The 26,341-nt window shown below is 74.1% G+C and carries 20 protein-coding genes and 1 pseudogene; 14 read left to right on the top strand and 7 right to left on the bottom strand.

Going from position 1 to position 26,341, the window contains the following annotated elements; all coding sequences use genetic code 11:
• Positions 1-28: 28 nt before the first annotated feature.
• The 3 genes from IQ279_RS15895 to IQ279_RS15885 form a co-directional block, all read right to left on the bottom strand.
• Positions 29-1,240, bottom strand: coding sequence for a hypothetical protein (locus tag IQ279_RS15895; protein ID WP_206349183.1), 1,212 nt, complete (start codon positions 1,238-1,240; stop codon positions 29-31).
• Positions 1,237-1,866, bottom strand: a complete 630-nt coding sequence (locus tag IQ279_RS15890) for an RNA polymerase sigma factor (protein ID WP_206349182.1) — start codon at positions 1,864-1,866, stop codon at positions 1,237-1,239. Before IQ279_RS15890 ends, IQ279_RS15895 begins: the two co-directional genes overlap by 4 nt.
• Positions 1,867-2,104: 238 nt before the next feature.
• Complete coding sequence (locus IQ279_RS15885; protein WP_505011410.1) at positions 2,105-4,792, bottom strand: FG-GAP-like repeat-containing protein; 2,688 nt, start codon at positions 4,790-4,792, stop codon at positions 2,105-2,107.
• A gap of 620 nt (positions 4,793-5,412) precedes the next feature.
• Between IQ279_RS15885 and IQ279_RS15880 the strand changes: the two genes are divergently transcribed.
• Positions 5,413-6,057: an RNA polymerase sigma factor gene (locus IQ279_RS15880; protein ID WP_206349180.1), complete on the top strand. Its 645-nt coding sequence runs from the start codon at positions 5,413-5,415 to the stop codon at positions 6,055-6,057.
• Positions 6,054-7,202 (top strand): hypothetical protein, encoded by a 1,149-nt coding sequence (locus IQ279_RS15875; protein WP_206349179.1) that lies wholly within the window; start codon positions 6,054-6,056, stop codon positions 7,200-7,202. The genes IQ279_RS15880 and IQ279_RS15875 overlap by 4 nt, the downstream gene beginning before the upstream one ends.
• Before the next feature lie 296 nt (positions 7,203-7,498).
• On the opposite strand, the gene IQ279_RS15870 is transcribed toward IQ279_RS15875, so the two are convergent.
• Positions 7,499-8,119 (bottom strand): L,D-transpeptidase family protein, encoded by a 621-nt coding sequence (locus IQ279_RS15870; protein WP_372445153.1) that lies wholly within the window; start codon positions 8,117-8,119, stop codon positions 7,499-7,501.
• A 586-nt stretch (positions 8,120-8,705) separates the two neighbouring features.
• On the opposite strand from IQ279_RS15870, the gene IQ279_RS15865 reads away from it, so the two are divergent.
• Positions 8,706-10,316 (top strand): acyl-CoA mutase large subunit family protein, encoded by a 1,611-nt coding sequence (locus tag IQ279_RS15865; RefSeq protein ID WP_206349177.1) that lies wholly within the window; start codon positions 8,706-8,708, stop codon positions 10,314-10,316.
• A 103-nt stretch (positions 10,317-10,419) separates the two neighbouring features.
• Positions 10,420-10,584 (top strand): annotated as a pseudogene (locus IQ279_RS15860) (4a-hydroxytetrahydrobiopterin dehydratase); the annotation flags it as partial.
• A 139-nt stretch (positions 10,585-10,723) separates the two neighbouring features.
• Here the strand turns inward: IQ279_RS15860 and IQ279_RS15855 are convergent.
• From IQ279_RS15855 to IQ279_RS15845, 3 genes are all read right to left on the bottom strand, one after another.
• Complete coding sequence (locus tag IQ279_RS15855) at positions 10,724-10,900, bottom strand: SCO1431 family membrane protein (protein WP_206349175.1); 177 nt, start codon at positions 10,898-10,900, stop codon at positions 10,724-10,726.
• A 266-nt stretch (positions 10,901-11,166) separates the two neighbouring features.
• Positions 11,167-12,537 (bottom strand): hypothetical protein, encoded by a 1,371-nt coding sequence (locus IQ279_RS15850; RefSeq protein WP_206349174.1) that lies wholly within the window; start codon positions 12,535-12,537, stop codon positions 11,167-11,169.
• The gene (locus tag IQ279_RS15845) at positions 12,534-13,550 is read right to left on the bottom strand and encodes a glycosyltransferase family 2 protein (RefSeq protein WP_206349173.1); all 1,017 of its coding nucleotides are present in this window, start codon (positions 13,548-13,550) and stop codon (positions 12,534-12,536) included. Before IQ279_RS15845 ends, IQ279_RS15850 begins: the two co-directional genes overlap by 4 nt.
• Before the next feature lie 187 nt (positions 13,551-13,737).
• Between IQ279_RS15845 and IQ279_RS15840 the strand changes: the two genes are divergently transcribed.
• The 10 genes from IQ279_RS15840 (at position 13,738) to IQ279_RS28015 (ending at position 26,341) form a co-directional block, all read left to right on the top strand.
• The gene (locus IQ279_RS15840; protein ID WP_206349172.1) at positions 13,738-15,096 is read left to right on the top strand and encodes a DUF6716 putative glycosyltransferase; all 1,359 of its coding nucleotides are present in this window, start codon (positions 13,738-13,740) and stop codon (positions 15,094-15,096) included.
• A 47-nt stretch (positions 15,097-15,143) separates the two neighbouring features.
• Entirely contained in the window at positions 15,144-16,379 is a 1,236-nt protein-coding gene (locus tag IQ279_RS15835; RefSeq protein WP_307792375.1) for a cytidylyltransferase domain-containing protein, read from the top strand.
• Between the two features lie 2 nt (positions 16,380-16,381).
• Entirely contained in the window at positions 16,382-17,317 is a 936-nt protein-coding gene (locus tag IQ279_RS15830) for an N-acetylneuraminate synthase family protein (protein ID WP_206349170.1), read from the top strand.
• A 238-nt stretch (positions 17,318-17,555) separates the two neighbouring features.
• Positions 17,556-18,614, top strand: a complete 1,059-nt coding sequence (locus tag IQ279_RS15825) for a hypothetical protein (RefSeq protein ID WP_206349169.1) — start codon at positions 17,556-17,558, stop codon at positions 18,612-18,614.
• Between the two features lie 179 nt (positions 18,615-18,793).
• Positions 18,794-20,041, top strand: coding sequence for an amidohydrolase (locus tag IQ279_RS15820; RefSeq protein WP_206349168.1), 1,248 nt, complete (start codon positions 18,794-18,796; stop codon positions 20,039-20,041).
• Positions 20,042-20,523: 482 nt separating this feature from the next.
• Positions 20,524-21,588, top strand: coding sequence for a BMP family lipoprotein (locus IQ279_RS15815; protein WP_206349167.1), 1,065 nt, complete (start codon positions 20,524-20,526; stop codon positions 21,586-21,588).
• A 385-nt stretch (positions 21,589-21,973) separates the two neighbouring features.
• Positions 21,974-23,500, top strand: a complete 1,527-nt coding sequence (locus tag IQ279_RS15810) for an ABC transporter ATP-binding protein (protein ID WP_241028211.1) — start codon at positions 21,974-21,976, stop codon at positions 23,498-23,500.
• Positions 23,497-24,633, top strand: a complete 1,137-nt coding sequence (locus tag IQ279_RS15805) for an ABC transporter permease (RefSeq protein WP_206349166.1) — start codon at positions 23,497-23,499, stop codon at positions 24,631-24,633. The genes IQ279_RS15810 and IQ279_RS15805 overlap by 4 nt, the downstream gene beginning before the upstream one ends.
• The gene (locus tag IQ279_RS28020; protein WP_241028190.1) at positions 24,630-25,895 is read left to right on the top strand and encodes an ABC transporter permease; all 1,266 of its coding nucleotides are present in this window, start codon (positions 24,630-24,632) and stop codon (positions 25,893-25,895) included. Before IQ279_RS15805 ends, IQ279_RS28020 begins: the two co-directional genes overlap by 4 nt.
• Positions 25,895-26,341: a cytidine deaminase gene (locus tag IQ279_RS28015; protein ID WP_307792374.1), complete on the top strand. Its 447-nt coding sequence runs from the start codon at positions 25,895-25,897 to the stop codon at positions 26,339-26,341. Before IQ279_RS28020 ends, IQ279_RS28015 begins: the two co-directional genes overlap by 1 nt.

The following is a 26,341-nucleotide window of genomic DNA, read 5'->3' as shown; positions in this document are numbered from 1 at the left end:
CCGGTGCACGGAGCGCCCCGGGGCGGGGTCAGCGGCTGGTGTTACGCGGTGGGGCGGGCGCGGGGTGGCCCGCGGGGGCGCCGCGGTCCTGTGCGGTTTCGGCCCGGGGGCCGCCGCTGCCGTTCCCGCTGCCGTTCCCGCTGCCGTTCCCGCTCCCGGTTCCGTTGCCGGCGCCGTTCCCGCTGCCCGGAGCACCGCTGTCCCGGCCGCCGGTACCGCCGCCGGTTCCGCTGCCGGGGTTCCCGGTGTCCCGGCCACCACTTCCGCCGCCGGTGCCGCCGTTGCCGGGGCGGTCGCCGTTCCGGCCGGCGTCGCCCCGGCCGCCGGGGTTTCCGCTGCCGTTGCCGGGGTTTCCGGGGCCGGCGTCCCCCCGGCCGTTGCCGGCCCCGCCGTTGTCCCCGTTGCCGCCGGTGGCCTGGTCGGGCAGGTCCGGGGTGTCCGGCGTCGCACGGTCCCCGCCGACGCCGTCCCCGTCTCCGCCGCCCCGGCCGCCGTCGGCGGGAGAGGGCCGCGCAGCCGGTCCTTCGAGGACCGCGTCGCAGTACTCGGCCACCCGGTCGCGTCCGCCCGCGGCGGCGGCCAGCGGCCTCCGCCCGGCACCGTTCGGGCTGCCCGGACCGTCCGGATCCTGCTGCCGGTCCCGGCACAGCGCGACGATCCGCGGCGACGCCTTCGAGGGCGGCACCGCACCGGGCCCGAAGTCCTCGTGGCGAGGCCGGGCCGGGCCGGCCTCCCCGGTCGTGGGGGCCTTCGGGGACGCGGGGACGGGGGGAGTGGACGCGGTGTCCGGGGCCCGGGAGGCACTGGGCGTGCCGCCGGGGCCGCCGCCGGACAGGAACGGAACCCCGCCGGAGGCCACCGCGACCCCGCTGCCGAGGACGGCGGCCGCGACCACGCCGAGCGCACCCGTACGGGTGCGGCCCAGACGCCGTGTCAGCCGGGCCAGGCGGCCCCGCAGGCCGGCGGCCGCTCCGGTGGCGGCTGCCGCCCGCTCCTCGCGGGCCGCCCGGAAGGCGGCCAGGGCCTCCTCCTCGCCCTTGAGGGCACCGGAGCCCGGTGGCGGCACCGGTGGCACCGCGGCGTCGAGGGCGGCCGCGAGGGCACGCAGGCTGTCGTCCGACGGCAAGTCGCCGGAGCCCCGCGGACCGGAGCCGGGCCGGGAGCCCTCCGCGATCAGACGGCGCAGCGCGGCCTCGGCCACACGGGCGCCTTCCTCCCCGTCCCGCATCGGTTCGTTCACCTCCGTACCGCCGTTGCCTCGGGCCGTTCCACCAACCGGGCCAGTTTCTTCAGACCGCGCGACAGGGCCATCGCCACCGCCCCCGGCCGCTTGCCGAGGACCTCGGCCGTGCTCTTCGTGTCCAGGTCCAGAACCACTCTCAGAAGTACCGCCTCGGCCTGCGGAACGGGCAGAGTGCCGATGAGGGAGACGATCTCACGTGTCGACATCTTCGCCCCGGCCACCTCCGCGGTGTCCGGGGCGGCCTCCCAGCCGGGGGCGCCGGACGTGCGCGGTTCGGGCAACTCGTCGGTCGGTACGGTGATCTCCTGCAGACGCCTCCTCCTGCGACGCAGGACGTCGCGGGCCCGGTTCCGTGTGACGGCGAGGGCGAAGCGGCGGAAGGAGGCGCCGTCCCCCTCGAAGCGCAGTACATCCCGGGCTATCTGTAACCACGTCTCGGCCACGACGTCCTCCGCGTCCTGGCCGACGATGACGGCCGCGTAGCGCAGGAGTTCGGGGTTGAGGCGGCGGTAGACGGCGCGGAAGGCGGCCTCGTCGCCCCGCCGCACACCGAGAACCGCAGCGTTCAGGTCCCCGGTGTGCTCGGGGTGGAGCCGGTTGCCGACATCCGCCGCATCACTCACGGACGGGATCCTTCCACGCTCCCGCGCGGCGCGTCGACACGGCGGCTTCGCGCGGGCTTCGCGCGGGCTCCACCCGTGCGGACCCGGTGCGGGGCGAAGGCGAACACCCCTGCCCCGCCCGGGAGAACGGGGAAGGGACCGGACGGGGTATCCCGTCCGGTCCCTTGTCGTTCCCGCCGCGGCCGCCGAACAGCCGTCCGGCGCGCCGCCGTTCAGCGGCGGCGCGCCGCCCTCCCGCTCAGGGAGCCAGCGGATAGCCCAGCCAGGCGCCCGAGGGCGTGCCCATGTCCGAGCGGCTGTAGTAGACGGCGCCCGAGGTCGAGACGCCCCGGCTGCCGGCGTCGAACTGGAGGATCGTCCCGTCGAAGGAGTTCTCCCCCGGAGCGCCGACGGCCAGGTCCGCCCGTCCCCAGCCGGACATGTCGGCGAGCAGGACGCCCGCCCCGAGCCGGTCGTCGGTCTCGGAGACCCCGCGGACACCGGAGGTGTCCTGGTGCAGGCTCATGGCGCCGGAGGTGCTCAGCCCCGAGGAGGTGCCGTACAGCAGGATCGACATGCCCGCGTTCTTGCGGCCTGTGCCGTCGCGGGTGAGGTCCTCGAAGGGCAGGCCGGCGAGGACGTCGGCGTGTCCGTCGCCGTCGACGTCGCCCGCCGACACCGACCAGCCCATCGCGTCGCCGGCCTCCGCGCCTCCCGGGACGCCGGGGGTGTCCTGGTGGATCACCTTCCGGCCGGTGGTGGTCGGTCCGTCGGGCGAACCGGGCAGCACGGTGATCTGGCCGCCGCTGTGGGCGCCGGACTCGGACGTGTACGGCTGACCGACGATCAGGTCCGCGTACGCGTCCCCGTCGATGTCGGCCGCGGCGACCGAACGGCCGCCCTTGACGGACGACATGCCCACGTAGGTCAGGCCGTCGGCCGACCCGTTGAGGAGCGTGAGCCGGCCGGTGCCGCCGGAGTCCCGGTGGCCCAGGACCACGTCGGCGTAGCCGTCGCGGTTGAAGTCGCCGGTGGTGGAGGCCAGGGAGTCGATGGTGCCGGTGGTGCCGGTCTTCAGGGTGCCCTTGCGCACGGTGCCGCCGGCGACGTCGAACGCCCACCACGTGGCCGGGCCGCGGGTGGAGGCGGTGAAGACGTCGGCGGTGCCGTCGCTGTCGAAGTCGCCCACGGCGACGGCCGAGCCGAACCGGGCCCCGCCGGTGCGGTCCGCGTCGGCCGCCTCCAGCCACTTGGCCTCGGTGAAGCCGGGGCCGTACAGGACGGTCACAGCACCGGAGTCGGTGTTGCCCACCGTGTCGTCCTCGCCGGGCGCGCCGACCGCCAGGTCCGCGTGTCCGTCGCCGTTGACGTCGCCGTACGCGACCGCCGCGCCCCAGCTGTCACCGGTCTCGGAGGCGCCGGGGACACCCGGGCTGGACTGGGAGAGGGTGATCCTGGCGGAGGCCACCGGGCCGTCCACGCCGCCGGGCGCCACGCTGACGGTGCCGGCCTTGTCCCTGCCGCCCACGGCGGCGCGGGGGGTGCCCACGGCCATGTCGCCCATGCCGTCGCGGTTGAAGTCGGCGGTGGGGGCCGCGGAGCTCGCGGCCGGGCTCGCGGCGAAGCGCCGGATCTCCGGCAGCGCGTCGTACAGCGTCTGGCCCGGGCAGGCGGTGTTGTAGCCGTCGCGGTGGCCGGAGACGGTGCGCAGGGTGGCCTGCTCGCCCTCCTCCCACACGCCGGTGTTCCCCATGGCGGTGAGCGTCACCCTGCCGGTGGGGTCCACGCCGTACTGGCCGAGCTTCCAGGCGGCGATCCTGGCGACGGCGCCGGTCACGTCGGGAGTGGGCACGTCGCCCGCGGCGTAGTTGCCGATCACCGCGATGCCGGTGGAGTAGCTGTTGAAGCCGTAGGTGTGCGCGCCCACCACGGGCAGGTCGACGCCGCCGTGCCGGCCCTCGAAGATCGTGCCGCACTTGTCGACCAGGAAGTTGTAGCCCAGGTCGTTCCAGCCGTTGCCCTCGACGTGGAACGTCATCAGCGACCGCACGATCGCGGCCGAGTCGGAGCAGGTGTAGTTGATGTCCTCGAGTGCCGTGTGGTGGACGAAGGCCGCCTGGATGCCGTCCTCCAGGTACGCCGACGGCTCCTCGACCATGGACTCGTCCGCGCCCCAGGCGGCGCGCGAGACGATGGGCGGCCGGGTGACCGTGGACTCGGGCGCGGTCGGCACGGTCGGGGTCGGCGACGGGCCGGCCGTCGGGCTCCCGGAGGCGCCCGGCTCGGTGGGCTCCGTCCCGGTGGGAGTGGGCTCGGTGGTGCCCGGAGCGGTGGACTCCGTTCCGGTGGGGGCCGATTCGGTGGGCTCCGGCTCGGCGGGCGAGGCCGAGGCGCCGGCCGGGTCGCTCGCGGCTGCGGTGGGCGCCGGGTCCTCGGCGACGTAGGCGGCGGGCCGCATGCCCGTGTCCACGGCCGTCTCGAAGGCCGCCGGGCCGAGGTCGGCCGCGTTGGCCTCCTTCGCCTCGCGCGGCGTCACGCCCGGGTCGACCAGGTCCAGCCGCATACCGGCGGGGAACTCGTCACCGGTCTGCCCGTCGGCGGAGACCACCCGGGCCTCGACGCCGTCGGAAGGGCCGACCCAGCGGGGCGCGGTCGCGCCGCGGGCCGTGGCCTCCCGGCCCTCCTCGCCCTCGGGGACGTGGATGTCCAGGTCCAGTTCCTGCCACGGCGTCCACCGGCCGGTCTCGATGTCGCGGGTGCGCACCTCCGCCCGGCCGCCGATCTCCGCGGTCGCCCGGGGCCAGGAGATGCCCAGCAGGCTGAACGGCTTGGTGTCGCGGCGCGTCACGCCGCTGTGCCCCTCGCCCCTGGTCTTCAGGCTCACGGAGTACACCTTGACCGGCGACACGGTCACGGGGTTCCCCCTGTCCTCGGGCGGACCGGCCACGGCGACGGTCACCACACCGGCTCCGCCCACCGCGACGGCACCCAGGGTCAGCCAGGTCCGCCTCCTCAGACTCAATGTTCTGCGCGCTCGTGTTCTTCGCGGACTCAAGTCCCGCCCCTTGTCGGTCTGGATCGTTCGTCCAAAGACTCGCTCGCCCCGCGTCCGTCACGGGACCCTTCGGTAGGCGCTCACCGTAGAGGAAACGTCACTCCGGGGCAGAGACAGGTACTCAACCGTTACAGGGCGGCCCGCGGCCGGGCCGTGAGTGCGAAGACGGCCGGGGTCGCCACCCCCCACAGGAGAGACCCCGGCCGTCGTCGAGTACGGACCGCCGCGCCGAGCGAGGTCCGTCACACACCTCAGCGCCGGGAGGCCGAAAACTGTTACTCCCCCGCTCGCCCTCTTCCCCACACTCCCTCCGCCCCGTCTTCGCCTCCCGTTCGCGCGCCCTGCCCTCCGCCTTCAACTCGGTAACTACCGACCCGTCCGCATGGACGGGAGCGCACACTAGGTCGTAGCGTTCTGCTTCGCATAGACGCAGATCGAAGCATCACGGCGGGACCGCGCTCGGCCAGGGGCGCGGGCGAGCGCTACATCGCGAAGTGGGGCAGGACTAAGGCGTGCAGGGGGAAGACGCGGAACTCACCGCAGCGGTGCGGGCGGCGCGCGAGGGGGACGAATGCGCCTTCCGTACCGTCTACCGCGCCGTCCATCCCCGCCTGCTGGGATACGTGCGGACGCTGGTTCCGGACGCGGACGCGGAGGACATCGCATCCGAGGCGTGGCTGCAGATCGCCCGGGACATCGACCGGTTCGACGGGGACGCCGACCGCTTCCGCGGCTGGACGGCGCGGATCGCCCGCAACCGCGCGCTCGACCACATCCGGGCGCGGGGGCGGCGGCCCGTCTCCAGCCCGGTCGACGACGACAACGAACTGGCGGTGCTGCCCGCCGGATCCGACACCTTCGACGAGGCCCTGGAGTCGATCGGCACCGGGCACACCATGGCCCTGATCTCCCGGCTGCCGCGCGACCAGGCCGAGGCCGTCGTGCTCCGGGTGGTCGTCGGCCTCGACGCCAAGGGAGCCGCGCAGGTGCTGGGCAAGAGACCGGGCGCGGTGCGCACCGCCGCGCACCGGGGGCTGCGCAAGCTCGCGGAACTGCTGGATGGGGAGGAAGGAGCCGGTGACGGGGTGCCCGCACCCAGGGCCGGAACCGCACGGAGTGTGACGGAAAAGGCCAGACGGACGCTGAGGGAAACGTGAGGGCCGACGACCGGTACAACTGGCTGGACGAGGAGGCCGCGGAGCGTCTGCTGCGCGGACGGTCGGCCCACCCCTCGCCGTACGCGGACGAACCGGGCGCGCCGGCACTGGCCGAGGCACTCGACGGACTCGCCGCCGTCCCCGCGACCGCTGCCGCCACAGCAGGTCGCACCGCCGTGCCCGGCGCGAGTGACGACGGCGAGCTGCCCGGGGAGGCCGCCGCGCTGGCGGCCTTCCGGGCGGCCCGCGCACGGCCCGGAGCCGGGGCGGAGGCCGGCGCCGCCGGGCGCCGGAGCCGGCTGCGGTCACTCGGCCGCCCCCTGCGGATGGGCATCGCAGGGCTGACGCTCGGCGGGGTGCTCGGCGGGGTCGCCATCGCGGCCGGCAGCGGAGTGCTGCCCGGGCCGTTCGGGGGAGGGAGCGGCGCGCCCGCCCCGTCGACGGGTGTGTCCACCGAGCCGGACGGGCTCCTCCCGCCGCCGGCCGGCACCGCCGAATCGCTCTCCGGCCGGCCGGGGGATGACGGCGAAGGGGAGCACGGCGCGGGAGAGGACGGGGAACGCGGCGGCCAAGGAGCCGCGGGTGAAGGCGACCCGGCCGGTACCGGCCCCGGCGGGCGGCCGGCGGAGACCGGCTCGCCCACCCCGGGAACGGGTGGTGCGGGCGACCGGGCCGGAAACGTCGTCCCCGGGCACCCTCAGGAGGAAGCGCGTCTGCGGGCACTGTGCGAGAAGCTGCCGGGCGGTGAGCTGGACCGGCGGGAACGCACCGAGCTGGAGCGGGCCGCGGGAGGCCCGGAGAAGGTGGACGGCTACTGCGACCGGTCCGGTGCGGCGGTCGGCGGCGCCTCCGGTGGGTCGTCCGGCGAGTCGTCGGGCGGTTCCTCCGGCACGGGCGACTCCGGGCGCCCCGCCACGGACGGCGGCCAGGGCGGCACCGGGGACGGCACCGAGGGCGGGGACGCCGTCCCCGAGGAGAGCGGCGACACGCTGCCCGACACCGAGGACGGTGACACCTTCCCCGCCGGGGACGGGACGACCGACCCCACCGCCCCCGGCAGTCCCGCCGCCCCCACGGACCCCGGACGGCTCCCGGACGCTCCGGCCACCTCCGCGGGCGCCGCGACGGCCGGTCCCGCTTCCTGACGCGACCTGACCGGACCGGCCTCCGGAACACGCCCCGGAACACGCCCCGAAAGACGCGCCGACGGCCGTGTGACCGGCCTCACCGGGGCCGCCGCCCAGCGGGTGTGACACTTTTCGGGCCGCGGACGCAGTACAGAACAAGCCGACTGGTCATCGGCGAGCGCGCCACCCAAGGTTCCCCCCGTACCTGCGGGATGCGCGTAGCGCGGGCGGGACACGTTCCCCCGGTCCCGCCCGCGCCTCTTCACTCCGGTGCACACCGGCCCGCGCCCCGTTTCGGGAGGGCGCCCGGGGCGTCAGTAGACGATCACCTTCTCGCCCACCCTCACCTGCTCGAAGAGCGCGGCGACCTTCTCCCTGTCCCGTACGTTGACGCAGCCGTGCGAGGCCCCGTTGTAGCCGTTGGCGGCGAAGTCGGCGGAGTAGTGCACCGCCTGGCCGCCGCTGAAGAACATCGCGTACGGCATCGGGGTGTCGTAGAGCGTGGAGTGGTGGTCCCGGCTCTTGAAGGTGACGCCGAACTCGCCCTCGCGGGTCGGGGTGAGCTCCGAGCCGAAGCGCACGTCCATGGCGGAGACGGTCTTCCCGTCGATCATCCAGGCCAGCGTCCGGCTCTCCTTGCTGATGCACAGCGCCCGGCCCGTCAGGCACCTGGGATCGGGGTCGGCTATCGGCCGGGTGGTGGGCGGGTACAGCTCCGCCCGGGTGGGGGTCCTCGTCCGCGCCGTCAGGTCGTTCCAGGTGGCACGGGTGACCTGCCCGTCCGCCGTCAGACCCCGCCGCTTCTGGAAGGCGGACACGGACGCGGTGGTGACCGGGCCGTAGTAGCCGGTCGGGTTGAGGTCGAAGTGCCCGGCCTGGCGCAGCCGCGCCTGGAGTTCGCGGACCTTCCCGCCCTGCGCGCCCTCCCGCATCATCGGCGCCGGCGCGGGCGGCGCGGTGGACGCCGTCGGTGTCCCGGGCGGCGCCGGGGGCCGTGAGGCGGACACCGGCGGAGTAACGGGCGGTGCCGAGGTGCGCCGCTCCCCCTCATCGCTCGCGGACGGCGTGGGCGTGGGCGTGGGTGTCGGATCGGGCGCGGGTGTGCTACGCGCCCCGGACGGCGCGGGCGGCGACGCCGTGACCGCCGCCGGTGATCGCGCCCCCGCATCCGTCTGCTGCGCCGTGCACCCCGCCCCCAGCAGCACCGCGGCCGCCGCGGCGAGCGCGGCACGGCCCGCAGGCCCACGCCGCGTGGACTCCCCCCAGGACATCGAAACCCCCTCGGATCCGCCGGACCTTGACCGGTTTTCCCCACCTGTGTACGTTCCCGGCAGCCAGACTGCCCGAACCGGGGACGCCGGACCACTCCCCGGCGGTTCCGCGCGTGTCACCCGCGCGGGCCCTTCCGCGCACCACCCCGCTCGTTTGTGAGCAAGGTCCCAGGCTGTGGCTCTCCCGCCGCTCTCCCGCCGATCGCTACAGTCCGTATCGGACAGGGCGACCAAGCGGGAGGCACCGAACATGGCACGCGAGACTGGCCGCGGGACCGGCAAGGACCGGCTCAGCGAGAGCGGGCTGCCGATCGAGCCGGTCCACGGACCCGACTCACTCCGGGACTGGGACCCGGAGACGAAGCTGGGCGAGCCCGGTTCCTACCCGTACACGCGGGGCGTCTACCCGACGATGTACACCGGGCGGCCGTGGACGATGCGCCAGTACGCCGGCTTCGGCACGGCGGTGGAGTCCAACGCCCGCTACAAGCAGCTGATCGCCAACGGCACCATGGGCCTGTCGGTCGCCTTCGACCTGCCGACCCAGATGGGCCACGACTCCGACGCCCCCATCGCGCACGGCGAGGTCGGCAAGGTCGGCGTGGCGATCGACTCGATCGACGACATGCGGGTGCTGTTCGACGGCATCCCGCTGGGCGAGGTCTCCACCTCCATGACGATCAACGCCCCCGCCGCCGTGCTGCTGCTGCTCTACCAGCTGGTGGCCGAGGAGCAGGGCGTGCCGTCGCAGAAGCTGACGGGCACCATCCAGAACGACGTGCTCAAGGAGTACATCGCCCGCGGCACCTACATCTTCCCGCCCAAGCCCTCGCTGCGGCTGATCGCGGACATCTTCAAGTACTGCCGGGCCGAGATCCCGCGCTGGAACACCATCTCCATCTCCGGCTACCACATGGCCGAGGCCGGGGCGACGCCCGCGCAGGAGATCGCCTTCACCCTCGCCGACGGCATCGAGTACGTGCGCACGGCGGTGGCGGCCGGCATGGACGTGGACGACTTCGCGCCCCGCCTGTCGTTCTTCTTCGTCGCGCGCACCACGATCCTGGAGGAGGTGGCCAAGTTCCGCGCCGCCCGCCGGATCTGGGCGCGGGTGATGAAGGAGGAGTTCGGGGCCAAGAACCCCAAGTCGATGATGCTGCGCTTCCACACCCAGACAGCGGGCGTGCAGCTCACCGCGCAGCAGCCCGAGGTGAACCTGGTGCGCGTGGCCGTCCAGGGCCTGGGCGCGGTGCTGGGCGGCACCCAGTCGCTGCACACCAACTCCTACGACGAGGCCATCGCCCTGCCCACCGACAAGTCCGCCCGCCTGGCGCTGCGCACCCAGCAGGTGCTGGCCTACGAGACGGACGTGACCGCCACCGTCGACCCCTTCGCCGGGTCGTACGTGGTGGAGTCGATGACCGACGAGGTCGAGGCCGCCGCGCTGGAGCTGATGGGCAAGGTCGAGGAGCTGGGCGGCGCGGTCAGCGCCATCGAACACGGCTACCAGAAGGGCGAGATCGAGCGCAGCGCGTACGCCATCGCCCAGGAGACCGACTCCGGCGAGCGCGTCGTCGTCGGCGTCAACCGGTTCCAGCTCGACGAGGAGGAGCCGTACGAGCCGCTGCGGGTGGACCCGGCCATCGAGGCGCAGCAGGCCGAGCGGCTGGCGCGGCTGCGCGCCGAGCGCGACCAGGCGGCCGTGGACGGGGCGCTGGCCGAGCTGCGCAAGGCGGCCGAGGGCAGCGACAACGTGCTGTACCCGATGAAGGAGGCGCTGCGGGCCCGCGCCACCGTCGGCGAGGTCTGCAACACCCTGCGGGAGGTGTGGGGCGCCTACGTCCCCACCGACGCCTTCTGAGCCCGCCGTTCGACCTCGCCGGCTCACCCGCCCCGCTGGTCCCGTGCTTCGGGGGACGGCGGGGCGGCCGGTTCCTCACGCTCCGGGGTTCGGGCGGCGCCGCGTGGAACGACTGGTCGGCCACCACGCGGACATCGACCCGCGCTGGGACCGGGTCCGGTTCGCGATCACCGCACACGACGCCGGCAACCGGCTCACCGGGGACGACTTCGACCTGGCCGGGCGGATCGACCAGATCGCCGCAGCCCACAGCGCGAAACCCCTGTGAACAGCCGGGCCCTCGCTGTGCGGTTCGGGAAGGGCGGCGGCGTCCGGCGGCGCGTACGCCGTCGACGTCCCCCGGCGGTCCTCCGCCGGGGGACGTCCCCGTGTCCGTGGTGCGAGGGGCGGGCCCCGCCGGATGCGCGTTACAGCAGGCCGAGCCCGGTGACGATCACGGAGACCAGCACGGTGAGCGTCCAGCCGAGCGCCTGCTCGACCAGCTTCTCGCGGTCCTCCTCGGACGGTCCGCCGGTACGGAGCCGGAGTGCCGGGAGTCTCGCCGCCATCGTGTGACCCATGGTGGTGTCCTCGTCTCGCCTCATGGCGCGCCGGTGTGCGGGGCGCCGGTGCGCCGTTGGTGTGCCTGTGTCCGTGATCGCCGCGAATGGGCGTCGCGGATCCCCAGCATGAGGGGGCCCGCGCCGTTTAAACAGAGACGCAGATCACCCCGCGGCCGGGCACCGGCGGCGAAGCCGTCCCCAACACACCGCCCACCCTGCGGCGATGGGCTCGGCGGGGCCCGGGCGGCCGTGCGGCTGTGACGAACGACACGGGGCGCGACGGCCGCACCCTTCCCCGCAGGGTCCGTTCACCGGCGTGCCCGCCGCCCCAGCGCGCGGGCCCGCCGCGCCGCGCGCCGCACCACCGGGTTGCGGACGACCGGCCCCAGGCCGGCGGGAAGCCCGCCGGGCAGGGCGAGGGAGGCCAGCAGGCGGCGCGGGAACCAGCGCCGCACGCGCTGCTCGGGACGGGCGGCCAGGAAGCGTTCGGCCTCGCCGCGCAGTTCCGGATTGACCCGCGGCTGCGCGCAGAACGCCACCGCCCGCACCAGCCGGGCCAGTTCGGAGGAGTCGGCCGGTTCGGAGGGGTCGGCCGGCTCCGTCTCTCCGGGCGCGTCGGTCCCGCCCGGCAGCAGCGCGTCCGCGATCACCGCCGCGACCGGCCCGCCCCCCTCGTACGCGCCCGCGCCGGCAGGGGCGCCGGCCGTGCCGCCGTGGGAGGCGGGCAGGCCGTGGACCGTGCTCGCGGCCAGCAGCGCCCCGAAGGAGCGCCCGGTCACCAGTGCCGGGCGCAGTCGCTCGTACAGCGCCTCCACCGGCTGTGCCTCCTGCGGCTCGTACAGCTCCAGGCCCAGTTCCGCGGCCCGCCGCGCGATGCCCCGCACCCGGTGCGCGGGGTCGGCGGGGTGGGGCGCGAGGACCACCGCGCGGTGGCCGGCCTCCCGCAGACCGCGCAGCAGCCGCCCGTAAGTCCGCTCCTCCTCACCCGGAGGGAGCGCGCCGGGAGCGTGCGGGTCCTGTCCGAGCAGCACCACCGCACCCTCGGGCGCGCCCGGGTCCGGCAGCTCCCGCGCCGCCCGGGCGGCGACGGCCCGCAGCGCCTCGCCGGGCACCGTCTCCGCCTCGACGCCGAACTCCGCCAGCAGCAGCGGACGCAGACCGGGCACCAGGCCGGGGTGGAGCAGCCGCCGCACCCGGGCACCCACCAGCGGGTCCAGCCTGCCGGGGGTGGGCCCGTAGGCCGACAGCCCGGTGGCGTACACCGTCAGGGGCGCGTCGGGGAAGACCCGGGCCAGCGCCTGCCCGGGGCCCGCCTCGACGCGCTCCACCACCAGCTCGACCGCAGCGTCGCCCAGCCCCCACAGGGAGCGCAACTGCCTCTCCCACAGGGGCGCGTCGTCAGAACGCGGTGCCCAGGCGGCGGGGTGGAGGGGGGCGAGGGCGGCGTTCCAGGACAGCACCCGGCCGAAGCGGTCGCGCAGCGGCCGGAAGCCGGGCAGGGCGTCCGGGGCGGGGACGGTCTCGGGGACCGGGGCGGTGTTCGCGACCAGCAGCAGCCGCTCGCGGGCCGTCGCCCCCAGCAGGCCCGCGTCCGCCGCGGCGGCCAGCAGCGCCGCGCCGTGCGGGGTGGAGGCCACCAGCAGCCGCACGGGAGAACCGTTCCGGCGCTCGGCGGTCATCGGGCGGCCTCCGCCGGGGACACGGCGGGCGAGACGGCGGAGGACACGGCAGGGCGGCGGCGCAGCCGGCGCAGCGGCGCGGCGCGCTCGGTGTCCATGGAGTCCAGTGTCTGCGACACCAGGTCGCCGGGCATCCGGCGCAGGGCCGCCGCGCAGCGGGCGCGCAGCGTGCGGCGCAGCCGCGGCTCGAAGCGGTCGCCGGTCAGATGGTGGTGGATGACCGCGCAGTAGGTGCGCACGGCCTTCGGCAGCAGCGCGGCGGCCTCCCGGTCCCGGGAGGTCTCCTCCACCAGCAGGTCGTAGGCGCGCAGGAAGTCGAGCTGCCGCTCGTCGCCGATCCGGGTGAGCGAGGTCGCCACCCCGCGCCGGTAGAAGACGCCCGTCAGGCCGACCACGGCGAAGGAGGCCGCCTCGCGGTGCAGCCGCCAGATCCAGGGCCGGTCCTCGGCGGTGTGCAGACCGTCGTCGAAGCGCAGCAGGCCGCGGTCCAGCAGCCGCCGGTGGTAGACGCCCGCCCAGGCGTAGGCGTAGTCGACGGCGGTGGTGCGGTGCGCGGGGAGGATGGCGTCGCGCGGGTCCAGCACTCTGCCCCGGCGGCCCTCGGGCACCCGGACCAGGGTGCGTCGGCGGCCGGTGCTGCGCACATGGTCGGTACGGAGGAAGTCGCAGCCCAGGGCCTCGGCGGCGGCGAGCAGTTCGCGGTAGTGGCCGGGGGCGGCCCAGTCGTCGGCGTCGAGGAAGGCGACGTACCGTCCGCGCGCCGCGTCCAGACCGGTGTTGCGGGCGCGGGCCACGCCGCCCTGCGTCCGGTGGCGCACGACGACCGAGCCGGGGATTTCCTTTTCCGCGCGTTCCAGGAGTTCCGAGGTGCCGTCGGTCGAGAAGTCGTCGACCAGAATGAATTCGATGTCCCCCTTTCCGAAGTCCGCCGAGTTGGCGTGCAGACTCCGGAGCGCGTCGGGGGCGTACGGCCGAACATTGCGGAACGGCACGATGACGGAGAGCTTGACCACTCCGCAGAGGTTAGGGGCCCGACCGCCATCGGTGCTGTCCAGGGGTGTACGGGCGGGTGAAATCGCGGTGGCGGAACGGTGAACCCCGCTTTCCGGGAGGCCGGTTGGCCTTCCGTCGGTGTGCTGTTAACCGTCTGTTGTATTCGTGTTGGGCCGAGAATCGGAATGTCTTTCTAGCGTCTTCGACGTGCCATCACGTACCGCTTCGGATTCCCCGTACGACGCCCCGGACAGCGCCTCGGACAGCGCAACGCGTATCGCCGTTCTCGCCGATTCCGACACCCGCTGGAAATGGGGTGCGCTCACCGCGCACCGCATCGTCCCCGGCGCGCGCATCGACGGACTGCTGCTGCGCGGCCGGGCCACCCCGACCGCCCGCCAGCTCGACGAGGTGGGCGTGCGCGCCGCCTCGCTGCGCGAGGTGACGGCCGCGGAGTTCCTGGGCCGGGCCGACCGCGACGCGTACGACGTGGTGGTGCTCTCCTGCGTCGGCGGCACCGTCCAGGCGATGCTGCACGGCCTGTCCCACCGCCTCGGCGGAGACGGCCGCCGCCCGGTCACCGTCACCGGCTACGTCGGCGTCGTCTACGAGAAGCTCGCCGACGGGCTGCTGCTGCGGCACGGCGCGGACGTCGTCCTGGCCAACTCCGCCCACGACGCCGAGCGCTTCCGCGCGGTCTACGAGGGGGTCGGCGCGGACGCCGGCGCCGTCGTGGAGTGCGCGCTGCCCTTCCTCGGCGGCGAGCCGTACCGGGAGTCCGGCGAGCGGCCGTACACGGTCGTCTTCGCCGTCCAGCCCTCCGTCCCCGCCTCCCGCGCCGACCGCGAGTACCTGCTGCGCCGCGCCGCCGGGCACGCCCGACGCCACCCCGACCGCGAGGTGCTGGTGAAGCTGCGCAGCAGGCCGGGCGAGCACACCACGCACATCGAGGAGCAGCCCTACCAGAAGCTCGCGGCGCGGATCCCCGGCGGACTGCCGGACAACTTCCGCCTGGTCTACGGCCACATGGGCGAGGTACTGGACCGCACCGACCTGCTGGTCACCGTCAGCTCCACCGCCGCCCTTGAGTCGCTGCACCGGGGCATCCCCACCGCGATCCTCACCGACCTCGGCGTCCGCGAGGCGCTGGGCAACCACCACTTCATCGGCTCGGGCTGCCTGACCTCCTGGGACCGGCTCGACTCCGGGCTGCTGCCGAAGGCCGACCCGGCGTGGACGGCCCGCCAGGGCGTCGTCGCCGACGGCCCCTACGAGGCGGCCTTCGACGCCGCCCGCGAGCGCGTCGCGGAGCTCCTGGCCCGCCCCGCCCTGCCGCCGGTCGCCCCCTACTACACGTCCGCCACCGCCCCCGGCTACCTCCCCGGCATCCTCGCCCGCCACGGGCTCGACCCCTCGGGCGCGCCCCGGCCGGGAGCGCAGGCCGGCCGGCCCGCCTCCGGGCTGCGCCGGGCCGTCCGGGCTGCCGTACGGGACGCGGCGCGCGGGGCGTACCGCCACGGCGTCCAGCGCGTGGCGCCGGTCATCCGCCGGATGGGGGAGCTGTGAGCGCGCCCGACACCCCGCAGACCGCAGACCGGCAAGGAGCCCCTCCTGTGTCCCCGAGTACCCCCGGCAGCCCCGTCGTCCTGGCCGTGATCCCCGCCCGCGGCGGATCCAAGGGCGTGCCCGCCAAGAACCTCGCCACCGTCGGGGGAGTGCCGCTGGTCGTCCGCGCGGTACGGGAGTGCCTGGCGGCGCGGGGCGTGACGCACACGGTCGTCTCCACCGACGACGAGGCCATCGCCGAGGCCGCCCGCGGCGCGGGCGCCGAGGTCGTGCGGCGGCCCGCCGGCATCGCGGGCGACACCGCCACCAGTGAGGCCGCCGTCCTGCACGCCATGGACGTCCACGCCGAGCGGCACGGACGGGAGGCCGAGGCGGTGCTGCTGGTGCAGTGCACCAGCCCCTTCCTCACCCGCGAGGACGTCGAGGGCGTGGCCGCCGCGGTGGCCGGCGGCGCCGACAGCGCGCTGACCGTCGCCCCCTTCCACGGCTTCGTCTGGCGCGAGGGGGACGCCGGGGACGCCGGGGACTTTGACGGCGCCGCGGGCGGCGGGCACGGCGTCAACCACGACAAGGCCTACCGCCCGCGCCGCCAGGACCGGCCGCAGGACCTGCTGGAGACCGGCGCCGCCTACGCGATGCGCGCCGGCGGCTTCCGCGAGGCCGGACACCGCTTCTTCGGCCGCACCGAGCTGGTGCGCACCGACCCGGCGCGCGTGCTGGAGGTCGACGATCCCCACGACCTCGCCCGCGCCCGCGCGCTGGCGCCGCTGCTCGACGGCGGGACGGAGGGGCGCCCCGGCGCGCTTCCGGACCGCGACGACGTCGACGCGGTCGTACTCGACTTCGACGGCACCCAGACCGACGACCGGGTGTACGTCGACTCCGACGGACGGGAGACGGTCGCGGTCCACCGCGGCGACGGGCTCGGCATCGCCGCCCTGCGCCGCGCCGGACTGCCGCTGCTGATCCTGTCCACGGAGGAGAACCCGGTGGTCGCCGCACGGGCCCGCAAGCTGCGGATCCCCGTGCTCCACGGTGTCGACCGGAAGGACCTCGCCCTCAAGCAGTGGTGCGAGGAGCAGGGCATCGCGCCGGAGCGCGTGCTCTACGTCGGAAACGACGTCAACGACCTGCCGTGCTTCGGCCTGGTCGGCTGGCCCGTCGCCGTGGCCAGCGCCCACGACGTCGTACGCGGCGCAGCCCGCGCGGTCACCTCCACTCCCGGAGGGGCCGGTGCGATCCGCGAGATCGCCTCGTGGATCCTCGGAAAGGAACTGTCTTGAGCATGACCAGCCCCCGCCTCCGTACCCTCGGCGCCAAGACCGTGGGCCCGGGCCACCCGGTCTACGTCACCGGCGAGATCGGCATCAACCACAACGGCGACCTGGAGAACGCGTTCGCCCTGATCGACGCCGCCGCCGACGCCGGCTGCGACGCCGTGAAGTTCCAGAAGCGCACCCCGGAGGTCTGCACCCCGCGCGACCAGTGGGAGATCGAGCGCGACACCCCCTGGGGCCGGATGACCTACATCGACTACCGCCACCGCGTCGAGTTCGACGAGGAGGGCTACCGGGCCATCGACGCCTACTGCAAGAAGAGGGGGATCGACTGGTTCGCCTCCCCGTGGGACGTGGAGTCCGTCGACTTCCTGGAGAAGTTCGACGTGCCCTGCTACAAGGTGGCCTCCGCCTCCCTGACCGACGACGAGCTGCTGCGCGCCATGCGCGCCACCGGCCGCACCGTCATCCTCTCCACCGGCATGTCCACGCCGAAGCAGATCCGGCACGCGGTGGAGGTCCTGGGCAGCGAGAACATCGTGCTCTGCCACGCCACCAGCACCTACCCGGCCAAGGCCGAGGAGCTCAACCTGCGGATGATCCACACCCTGCAGGCCGAGTACCCCAACGTGCCGATCGGCTACTCCGGCCACGAGACGGGCCTGCAGACCACGCTGGCCGCCGTCGCGCTGGGTGCCGCCTTCGTCGAGCGCCACATCACCCTGGACCGCGCGATGTGGGGCTCCGACCAGGCCGCCTCCGTCGAGCCGCAGGGCCTGCAGCGCCTGGTGCGCGACATCCGCACCATCGAGGAGTCCCTCGGCGACGGTGTGAAGAAGGTCTACGACAGCGAGATCGGGCCGATGAAGAAGCTGCGCCGGGTCAAGGGCGTCGTGGCCGAGGCCGAGGAGTCCGCCGCCGGCCGCGAGCCGGCAGCGGTCTGACGGGAACGACGGGCTGACGGGGCGATCCAGGGTGAGCGCAGGCGCAGTCCCCGGCGGGACCCCGGGCGGGGTCCCGCCCCAGCCGGCCCGGAGGCCGGGCACGCCGGGCACGGCCGAGGCGCGTCGGGGGGCGCGCCCCGGCCGCGCTCCGGGAGTCCTCGGGCGCACCGGCCGCGCTCCGGGAGCCCTCGGGCGCGCCGGGCGCCGGTCGGGCACCCTCGCCTTCGTCGAGAGCCCGGTGCAGCTCCTCAACGTCCTGGAGTGGGCCCACACCGTACGGGGCGCGGAGGAAGAGGACGGCGGCCTCACCGTCGTCGTCCTGCCGCCGCGGGAGGCGATGACGCGCGGCCAGCTGCGGCGGATGGCCGAGCTGGCGCGCGACGAGGGGATCGCGGTCCGCTGGGAGGAGGCGCGCGGCGGCGCGGGCGCGCCGCTGAGGACGGTGGCCTCACTGCTGGGCCCGCTGCGCCGCGCCGCGCGGATAGTGGTGGGCGACCCGTTCTCGCGCTATGTGCAGCTGCTGCTCTCCCTGGCCCGCACCGAGGGGGCCGTGCCGGGGGGACCGGCCGCACCGGGGGGCCCGCGGGGAGTGGTGGTGGTCGACGACGGGACGGCCACCATGGAGTTCGTCACCCAGCTCGCCCGCGGCGAGCGCCTGGTGCGCTGGCACCGCAAGGGAGCGCAGGGAGCGCGCGCCGCGCTCTTCGCGCCCGTCTCCGCCTCCGCCCGCCGCCGGATGACACCGTCGGCGCGGCAGCGGGTCGAGGTGTTCAGTTCGATGCCGGTCGAGGCGCCCGAACACGTGTCGGTCACCCGCAACGACTTCGCCTGGACCCGCGCCCGCTTCGGCCCGCCCGCGCTCACCGGCGGCACCGATCTGGTGGGCACCTCGCTGGTCGAAACCGGTGTGGTGGACCCCGAACGCTATCTGGAGGCCGTCGCCTCCCTGACCCGGGAGCACGGCGCCACCCGCTACTTCGCCCACCGCCGCGAGAGCGCGGAGAAGCTGCACCGGATAGCGGCCGGGACGGGACTGGAGATCGTACGGCCGGACCTCCCGCTGGAACTGGTGGCCCGCCGCGGACCCATCGGCCGCACCATCGTGAGCTTCCCCTCCACCGTCGTCCACACCCTCCCGCTGGCCCTGGCGGGCACCGGGGTGACGGTCGCGGTCTGCGATGTGGACCCGGCCTGGCTGACGGAGGGCGCCTCACCGCGCGCCCGGGGGTTCCTCTCGGGCGTCACCGGCACCGCGCGGGGGGTGCGGCGGCTGCCGTCGGCCCCACCCGCCTCGTGACCGCGGCCACCGCGCCTCCGTCCCACATAGCGGAACGGTCCGGGACGAGCGGAATCGGAGGTCATACCCATCCGCACCAGGCCGTATGCGACCGCTGATTCGTTTTTTCTCCCCTACGGAGGGTGAACTTTCACCGTTCTCCCTGCACACGGCTGTCACCTGGGCTTACCCTCGACAGGGTGAGCCAGTTGTTGTCGCCAGAGTCCAGTATCCGGACCGCCGGTGAGACGCCGCTGCCCGGCGCCGTGCCGGAGGCCCTCCGTGCCGAGCTCATCGCCTTCCGCCGGGACCTGCACATGCACCCCGAGCTGGGCCACCAGGAGTTCCGGACCACCGCCGCCATCCGGGAGCGGCTGGAGAAGGCCGGGCTCACCCCCCGGGTACTCCCCGGCGGCACGGGACTGATCTGCGACATCCACCCCGGCGGGGCGGACGCGAAGAGAGGCGTGCGCCCGATGCTGGCGCTGCGCGCCGACATCGACGCGCTCCCCATCCCCGACACCAAGACCGTCCCCTACCGCTCGACGGTCCCCGACCGGGCGCACGCCTGCGGCCACGACGTCCACACCACCGCCGTGCTCGGCGCCGGGATCGTCCTGGCCGACCTGGCGCGCCGAGGCGGGCTGCCTCACTCGGTGCGGCTGCTGTTCCAGCCCGCCGAGGAGGTGCTGCCGGGCGGCGCGACCGACGCCATCGAGGCCGGAGTGCTCGAAGGGGTGGGCCGGATCCTCGCCGTCCACTGCGACCCCAAGGTCGAGGCCGGGCGCATCGGCCTGCGCGCCGGCCCCATCACCTCCGCCTGCGACCGGCTGGAGCTCTCCCTCGACGGCCCCGGCGGCCACACCGCGCGCCCGCACCTGACCACCGACCTGGTCACGGCGGCGGCCAAGATCGTCACCGAGGTCCCGGCGGTGCTCTCCCGCCGCGTGGACACCCGCGCCGGGCTCGCCCTGACCTGGGGACGGCTGGAGGCGGGCCACGCCCCCAACGTCATCCCGCAGCACGCCGAGCTGTCCGGCACCATCCGCTGCCTGGACCTGCCCGCCTGGCGGATCGCGCCCGACCTGGTGCACGCGGCGATCGACGAGGTCGCCACGCTGCACCGCGCCAAGTTCGAGCTCAACTACATCCGCGGCGTCCCCCCGGTGGTCAACGAGCGGATCACCGCCGAGCTGCTGCGCGACGCCATGGTCTCCCGTCGCGGCCACGGCTCGGTCGAGGACACCGAACAGAGCCTGGGCGGCGAGGACTTCTCCTGGTACCTGGAGCACGTCCCCGGCGCGATGGCCCGCCTCGGAGTGCGTCCGCCGGGCGACCGCGCGCCGCGCGACCTGCACCAGGGCGACTTCGACGTCGACGAGAGCGCCATCGCGGCGGGCGTCGAGCTGTTCACGGCCGCCGCCCTGCTGGACGCCGAGCGCGAATAGGGCGCGGACGCGCGGACCGTACGGCGACCGTACGGGACGTACGCCCAAGGGCCGCGGTCCCGCGGGCGGTTGCCCGGCCCGGGCCGGGAGGGGGCCGGTGCGCAGCCGGCACGTGACCAGTCTCACGCCGCTCCCCGGACGGCGGTCGGCGGGACGTCCCCACTCTCCGGTCCTCGCGCCCCCGGGCCCGCCGCCTCCGCCGCCCGGCCCTTGCGGCGGGCGGGAAAGCGCAGGTGGGAGACGGCCGGGCGGAAGGGCGCGGTCTCGGCGCCGCCCTCCTCGACCCGGGCCCGCGTCCGGTGCCCGCGATGCCCGGCGCCCCGCGGGACGCCTACGCGTCACCCTCCACAAGGGTGCGGGCACCACCCGTTAACACCGAACTGATAACGGCTCCGCAGGAGCCCTTTTCCTGGCATCTACGCGCGTTACGATGCGGCGGAAGCCAGCGCCAACGGAGGCGCTTCGAGCGAAGGGAAGTCCTCTTGCGCCGGGTAAGCAAGCTCGCCGCCGCGGTCGGCACCGCCGCGGCCCTCGCCCTCAGCGCCACCGCGTGTGGCAGCACGTCCACCGAGTCCGCCTCCTCGGACTCCTCCGACTCCGCCAAGAAGGGCAAGGGCATAGCCCTCGCCTACGACGTCGGCGGCCGTGGCGACCAGTCGTTCAACGACGCCGCCTACGCCGGCTTCGAGAAGGCGAAGAAGGACTTCGGCATCGGCGGCGAGGACGTCGAGCCCTCCGACGGCGAGTCGGACGCCGACAAGGTCCAGCGCCTCACCGACCTCGCCCGCCAGGGCTACAACCCCGTGATCGGTGTGGGCTTCGCCTACGCCAAGCCGATCGAGGAGGTCGCCGAGAAGTTCCCGAAGACCACCTTCGGCCTGATCGACGACAACACCGTCCAGGCGGACAACGTCGCCAACCTCGTCTTCAGCGAGGAGGAGGGCTCCTACCTGGCGGGCGTGGCCGCGGCCGAGGCCACCGAGTCCAAGGTCGTCGGCTTCGTCGGCGGCGTCGAGGTCCCGCTGATCAAGAAGTTCGAGGCGGGCTTCGTCCAGGGCGTGAAGGACACCGACAAGTCCATCGAGGTCAAGACCCAGTACCTGACCCAGCCGCCGAACATGGACGGCTTCTCCAAGCCGGACCTCGGCAAGGAGGCCGCCCGCGGCCAGCTCGACGCCAAGGCCGACGTGATCTACCACGCCGCCGGCCTCGCGGGCCAGGGCGTCATCGAGGCGGCCGCGGCCAAGGACAAGTGGGTCATCGGCGTCGACTCCGACCAGTACGAGCAGAAGACGCTGGCCAAGTACAAGGACAACATCCTGACCTCCATGACCAAGGATGTCTCCGGCGCGGTCTACAACCTGGTCGAGTCCGTGCAGAACGGCGAGCCGATGACCGGTGAGAGTCGCTTCGACCTGAAGTCCGGCGGTGTGAACCTGTCCGACTCCAACCCGGCCTTCACCGAGATGACCGAGCTGCAGGAGGCCGTGAAGAAGGCCAGGGAGGGCATCGTCAGCGGCGAGATCAAGGTCAGCACCGGGTCCTGACCCCCGCCCGCCCGCCTGATCCGGCCCGGTGCCGGAGCGAGAAGCGGGGCCGGACGTCCCCCGGGCCGTCCGGCCGCCGCCCGCACGGCCCCGGCACGGGCCCGGCCGGAGGAGGACCGCACCGCCCGCGGCGGCGGCCCTCCTCCGGCCGGGCCCACCGCACGGAAAAAGCTCTACGCGCGTAGTCGACCGTCGAGACGGTAGCGTCGCCCTCACCCGCACGGCCCCCGGTCCCCTGTGGCCGTCCGCCCCCGCCGTGCTCCCTACGAGCCACTCCTTAGCCCGAGGAGAGTGCACCATCAACGCGTCCAGCAGTCCTCCCGCCGTCGAACTGACCGGGATCACCAAGCGCTTCCCCGGTGTCGTCGCCAACCACGACATCCACATGTCCGTCCGCAAGGGGACCGTGCACGCCATCGTCGGCGAGAACGGCGCGGGCAAGTCGACCCTGATGAAGATCCTCTACGGCATGCAGAAGCCGGACGAGGGCACCGTCGCCGTCGACGGCCAGGAGGTCGCCTTCTCCGACCCCGGCGACGCCATCGCCCGCGGCATCGGCATGGTCCACCAGCACTTCATGCTGGCCGACAACCTCACCGTCGCGGAGAACACCGTCCTGGGCAGCGAGAAGCTGTACGGGATCGGGGCGAAGGCCCGCGCCCGGATCAGGGAGATCTCCGAGGCCTACGGCCTGGGTATCCGCCCCGACGCCATGGTGGAGGACCTCGGGGTCGCCGACCGGCAGCGCGTGGAGATCCTCAAGGTCCTCTACCGCGGCGCCCGCATCCTCATCCTCGACGAGCCGACCGCCGTGCTCGTGCCGCAGGAGGTGGACGCGCTCTTCGCCAACCTCCGCGAGCTGAAGGCGGAGGGACTGACCGTCATCTTCATCTCGCACAAGCTGGGCGAGGTGCTCTCGGTCGCCGACGACATCACCGTCATCCGGCGCGGCACCACCGTCGCCTCCGTCACCCCCGGCGACGTCACCGTCAAGCAGCTCGCCGAGCTGATGGTCGGCGCCGAGCTGCCCTCCCCGGAGACCCGCGAGTCCACCGTCACCGACACCCCCATGCTGAGGGTGGACGGCCTCACCCTCACCGGCCACGACCCGGTCGACGGCGCCCGCACCATCCTGGACGACGTCTCCTTCACCATCCACAAGGGCGAGGTGCTGGGCCTGGCCGGCGTGGAGGGCAACGGCCAGACCGAGCTGATCGAGGCGCTGGTCGGCATGCGCCAGGCCGACGGCGGGACCATCGTCCTCGGCGAGCAGGACGTCACCGGCTGGCCCACCCGCCGCCGCCGCGAGGGCGGCGTCGGCTACATCCCCGAGGACCGCCACCGCCACGGGCTGCTGCTGGAGTCCTCCCTGTGGGAGAACCGCATACTCGGGCACGTCACCGAGCCCCCCAACAGCAAGGGGCCCTGGCTGGACATCAAGGCCGCCCGCGCCGACACCGAGCGGATCGTCGCCGAGTACGACGTGCGCACCCCCGGCATCGACGTCACCGCGGCCTCCCTGTCCGGCGGCAACCAGCAGAAGCTGATCGTGGGCCGCGAGATGAGCCATGAGCCCCGGCTCCTGATCGCCGCCCACCCCACGCGCGGCGTGGACGTCGGCGCGCAGGCGCAGATCTGGGACCAGATCCGCACCGCGCGCCGCGCCGGTCTGGCCGTCCTGCTGATCTCCGCCGACCTCGACGAGCTGATCGGCCTGTCCGACACCCTGCGCGTGATGTACCGCGGCCGACTGGTCGCCGACGCCGACCCCGCCACGATCACCCCTGAGGCCCTCGGCTCCGCCATGACCGGCGCGGCCTGTGGCCGTCTCGACGACGGGGCGGCGCTCGAAGCCGCCGCGGCCGCCGACGGGACCGCCACCACGGGCCGGGACGGGGGAGAGGACCGATGAAGAAGTTCGACAGGGACCGGATGGTCCTGGCCCTCGGCGGGCCCGCGCTGGCCATCGTCGTCGCCGTGCTGCTGACCTCGGTGGTGCTGATCGCCTCCGGCCTCAACCCCGTCCAGCCGTACGTGCTGATGGCCGAGTACGCGATGCACGCCGACATCCAGGTGCTCATCGTCAACCAGGCCGCCACGTACTACCTGGCGGCGCTCGCGGTGGCCGTCGGCTTCCGTATGAACCTGTTCAACATCGGGGTCGACGGGCAGTACCGGCTCGCCGCGATGGCCGCCGCCGTCATCGGTGCCTCGGTCACCCTGCCCGGCCCCCTGCACATCGTGCTGATCATGGTCGTCGCGATGCTGGTGGGCGGCTTCTGGGCCGGCATCGCGGGCATCCTGAAGACCACCCGCGGAGTGAGCGAGGTCGTCTCGACGATCATGCTCAACTCCATCGCCACCAGCATCATCGCCTACCTCGTCCTGCCCGCCCAGTTCGGCGAGCAGCGCGGCAACAACCTCACCACCGGACAGATCCCGGAATCGGGCTGGTTCCCCGGCATCGACATGGGCGCGGCCGGCGAGATCTACGGCTTCACCGCCGTCGCCGCCCTGTGCGGCCTGCTGTACTGGCTGGTCCTGAACCGCACCCGGTTCGGCTTCGACCTGCGCGCCACCGGCGCCAGCCCCAGCGCCGCCTCCGCCAGCGGCGTCGACGCCAGGCGCATGGTGCTCACCAGCATGCTGATCTCCGGCGCGGTCGCCGGCCTGGCCGGCATGCCCGTCCTGCTCGGCGACGCCCACACCTACAGCCTGGACTTCCCCGCGGGCGTGGGCTTCACCGGCATCACCATCGCCCTGCTCGGCCGCAACCACCCCTTCGGCATAGCCCTCGGAGCGCTGCTCATCGCCTTCCTCGACAAGGCGTCGCCGACGCTCGACTACAACGGCTACGAGAAGGAGATCGCCACGATCATGCAGGGCCTGATCGTGATGGCGGTCGTCATCAGCTACGAGTCCGTACGCCGCTACGGCCTGCGCCGCCAGCAGCAGAAGGTCGGCGAGGAACTCGCCGCCGAGGCCGCCGCCGCGGGCGAGGGCGACGGCACCGGTCCGAAGAACCGCAAGGAGGTGTCGGCATGAGCACCGTCCTCGACAAGCGGCCGGCCGCACAGCAGCCGAAGAAGTCCGCCCGCCGCCGGCTGACCCTGGCCGAATGGATGCTCGTGATCGCGGGCCTGCTGGTGCTCGTCTCCGCCGTACGGCTGATCACCGGGGCCCACGGCATCACCTCCGTCGGGCAGACCTCCGCCGCCCTGCGGCTGGCCGTCCCCATCGGCCTGGCCGGCCTGGGCGGCCTGTGGGCCGAGCGGGCCGGCGTGATCAACATCGGTCTGGAGGGCATGCTGATCCTGGGCACCTGGTTCGGCGCCTGGGCCGGCGTCCAGTGGGGCCCGTGGACGGGCGTGGTCATGGGCATCGTCGGCGGCGCGCTGGGCGGTCTGCTGCACGCGATCGCCACCGTCAGCTTCGGCGTCAACCACATCGTCTCCGGTGTGGCCATCAACATCCTCGCCGTCGGCGCCACCCGCTACCTGTCCAGCTTCACCTTCGCCGAGATGGAGAGCGGCACCAGTAAGCAGTCCCCGCCCATCGAGTCGATAGGCCAGATCACCGTCCCCGGGCTGTCCGACGTGATGGCGACACTCAACGCCAAGCACTGGTTCGTCGTCTCCGACGTCGCCGGACTCGTGGGCGGACTGGTCACCAACCTCTCCCTGCTGACGATCGTGGCCGTCGCCATGATCCCGCTCAGCCGGTGGGTGCTGTGGAACACCGGCTTCGGCCTGCGGCTGCGCTCCTGCGGCGAGAACCCGATCGCGGCCGAGAGCCTGGGCGTCAACGTCTACAAGTACAAGTACATCGCCGTGATGATCTCCGGCGGCTTCGCCGGCATGGGCGGCGCGTTCCTCGCCGAGGTCGCCTCCAACATCTACCTGGAGGGCCAGACCGGCGGACGCGGCTACATCGGCCTCGCCGCGATGATCTTCGGCAACTGGATGCCGGGCGGCCTCGCCCTGGGCGCCGGCCTCTTCGGCTACACCGACAGCCTCAACCTGCGCGGCGGCGGCCAGAACGTCCACGCCCTGCTCCTGCTGCTGGCGATCCTGCTGGTCCTGGCCACCGCCTGGGCGATCTACCGGAAGAAGTACCTGACCGGCGCGGTCGCGGCGGTCACCGGTCTGGCGCTGTTCTTCTGGTACTCCTCGGTGGACGAGGTGCCCAGCCAGTTCGTCAGCGCCGCCCCGTACGTCGCCACGCTGCTGGTGCTGGCCATGTCCGCGCAGCGGCTGCGGATGCCCAAGGCCAACGGGCACGCCTACCGGAAGGGCGAGGGCAAGTAGTGAGCGACTCCCCCGCGACCGGCGCCGGCCGGGCCGACTGGCCGGCGCTGCGGGAGCGGGCCCGGGAGCTGATGTCCCGGGCCTACGTCCCGTACTCCAAGTTCCCGGTCGGCGCCGCCGCGCTGGTGGACGACGGCCGGATCGTCGGCGGCTGCAACGTGGAGAACGCCTCCTACGGCATCGGGCTGTGCGCCGAGTGCGGCCTGGTCTCCGAGCTGGCCGCCACCGGCGGCGGCCGGCTGGTGGCCTTCACCTGCTGCGACGGCCGCGGCGAGATCCTCATGCCGTGCGGCCGCTGCCGCCAGCTGCTGTGGGAGCACGGCGGACCGGACCTGGCGGTCGACACCGCCACCGGCGTCCGGCCGCTGTCCGACCTCCTGCCGGACGCCTTCGGCCCCGAGCACCTCGCCGGCGCGGACGGCCCCACCGGCTCCACCGGCCCCTGA

This window comes from Streptomyces verrucosisporus, assembly GCF_017114865.1.
Taxonomy (GTDB): domain Bacteria; phylum Actinomycetota; class Actinomycetes; order Streptomycetales; family Streptomycetaceae; genus Streptomyces; species Streptomyces fenghuangensis.
This window is presented reverse-complemented; position numbering and strand designations above follow the sequence as displayed.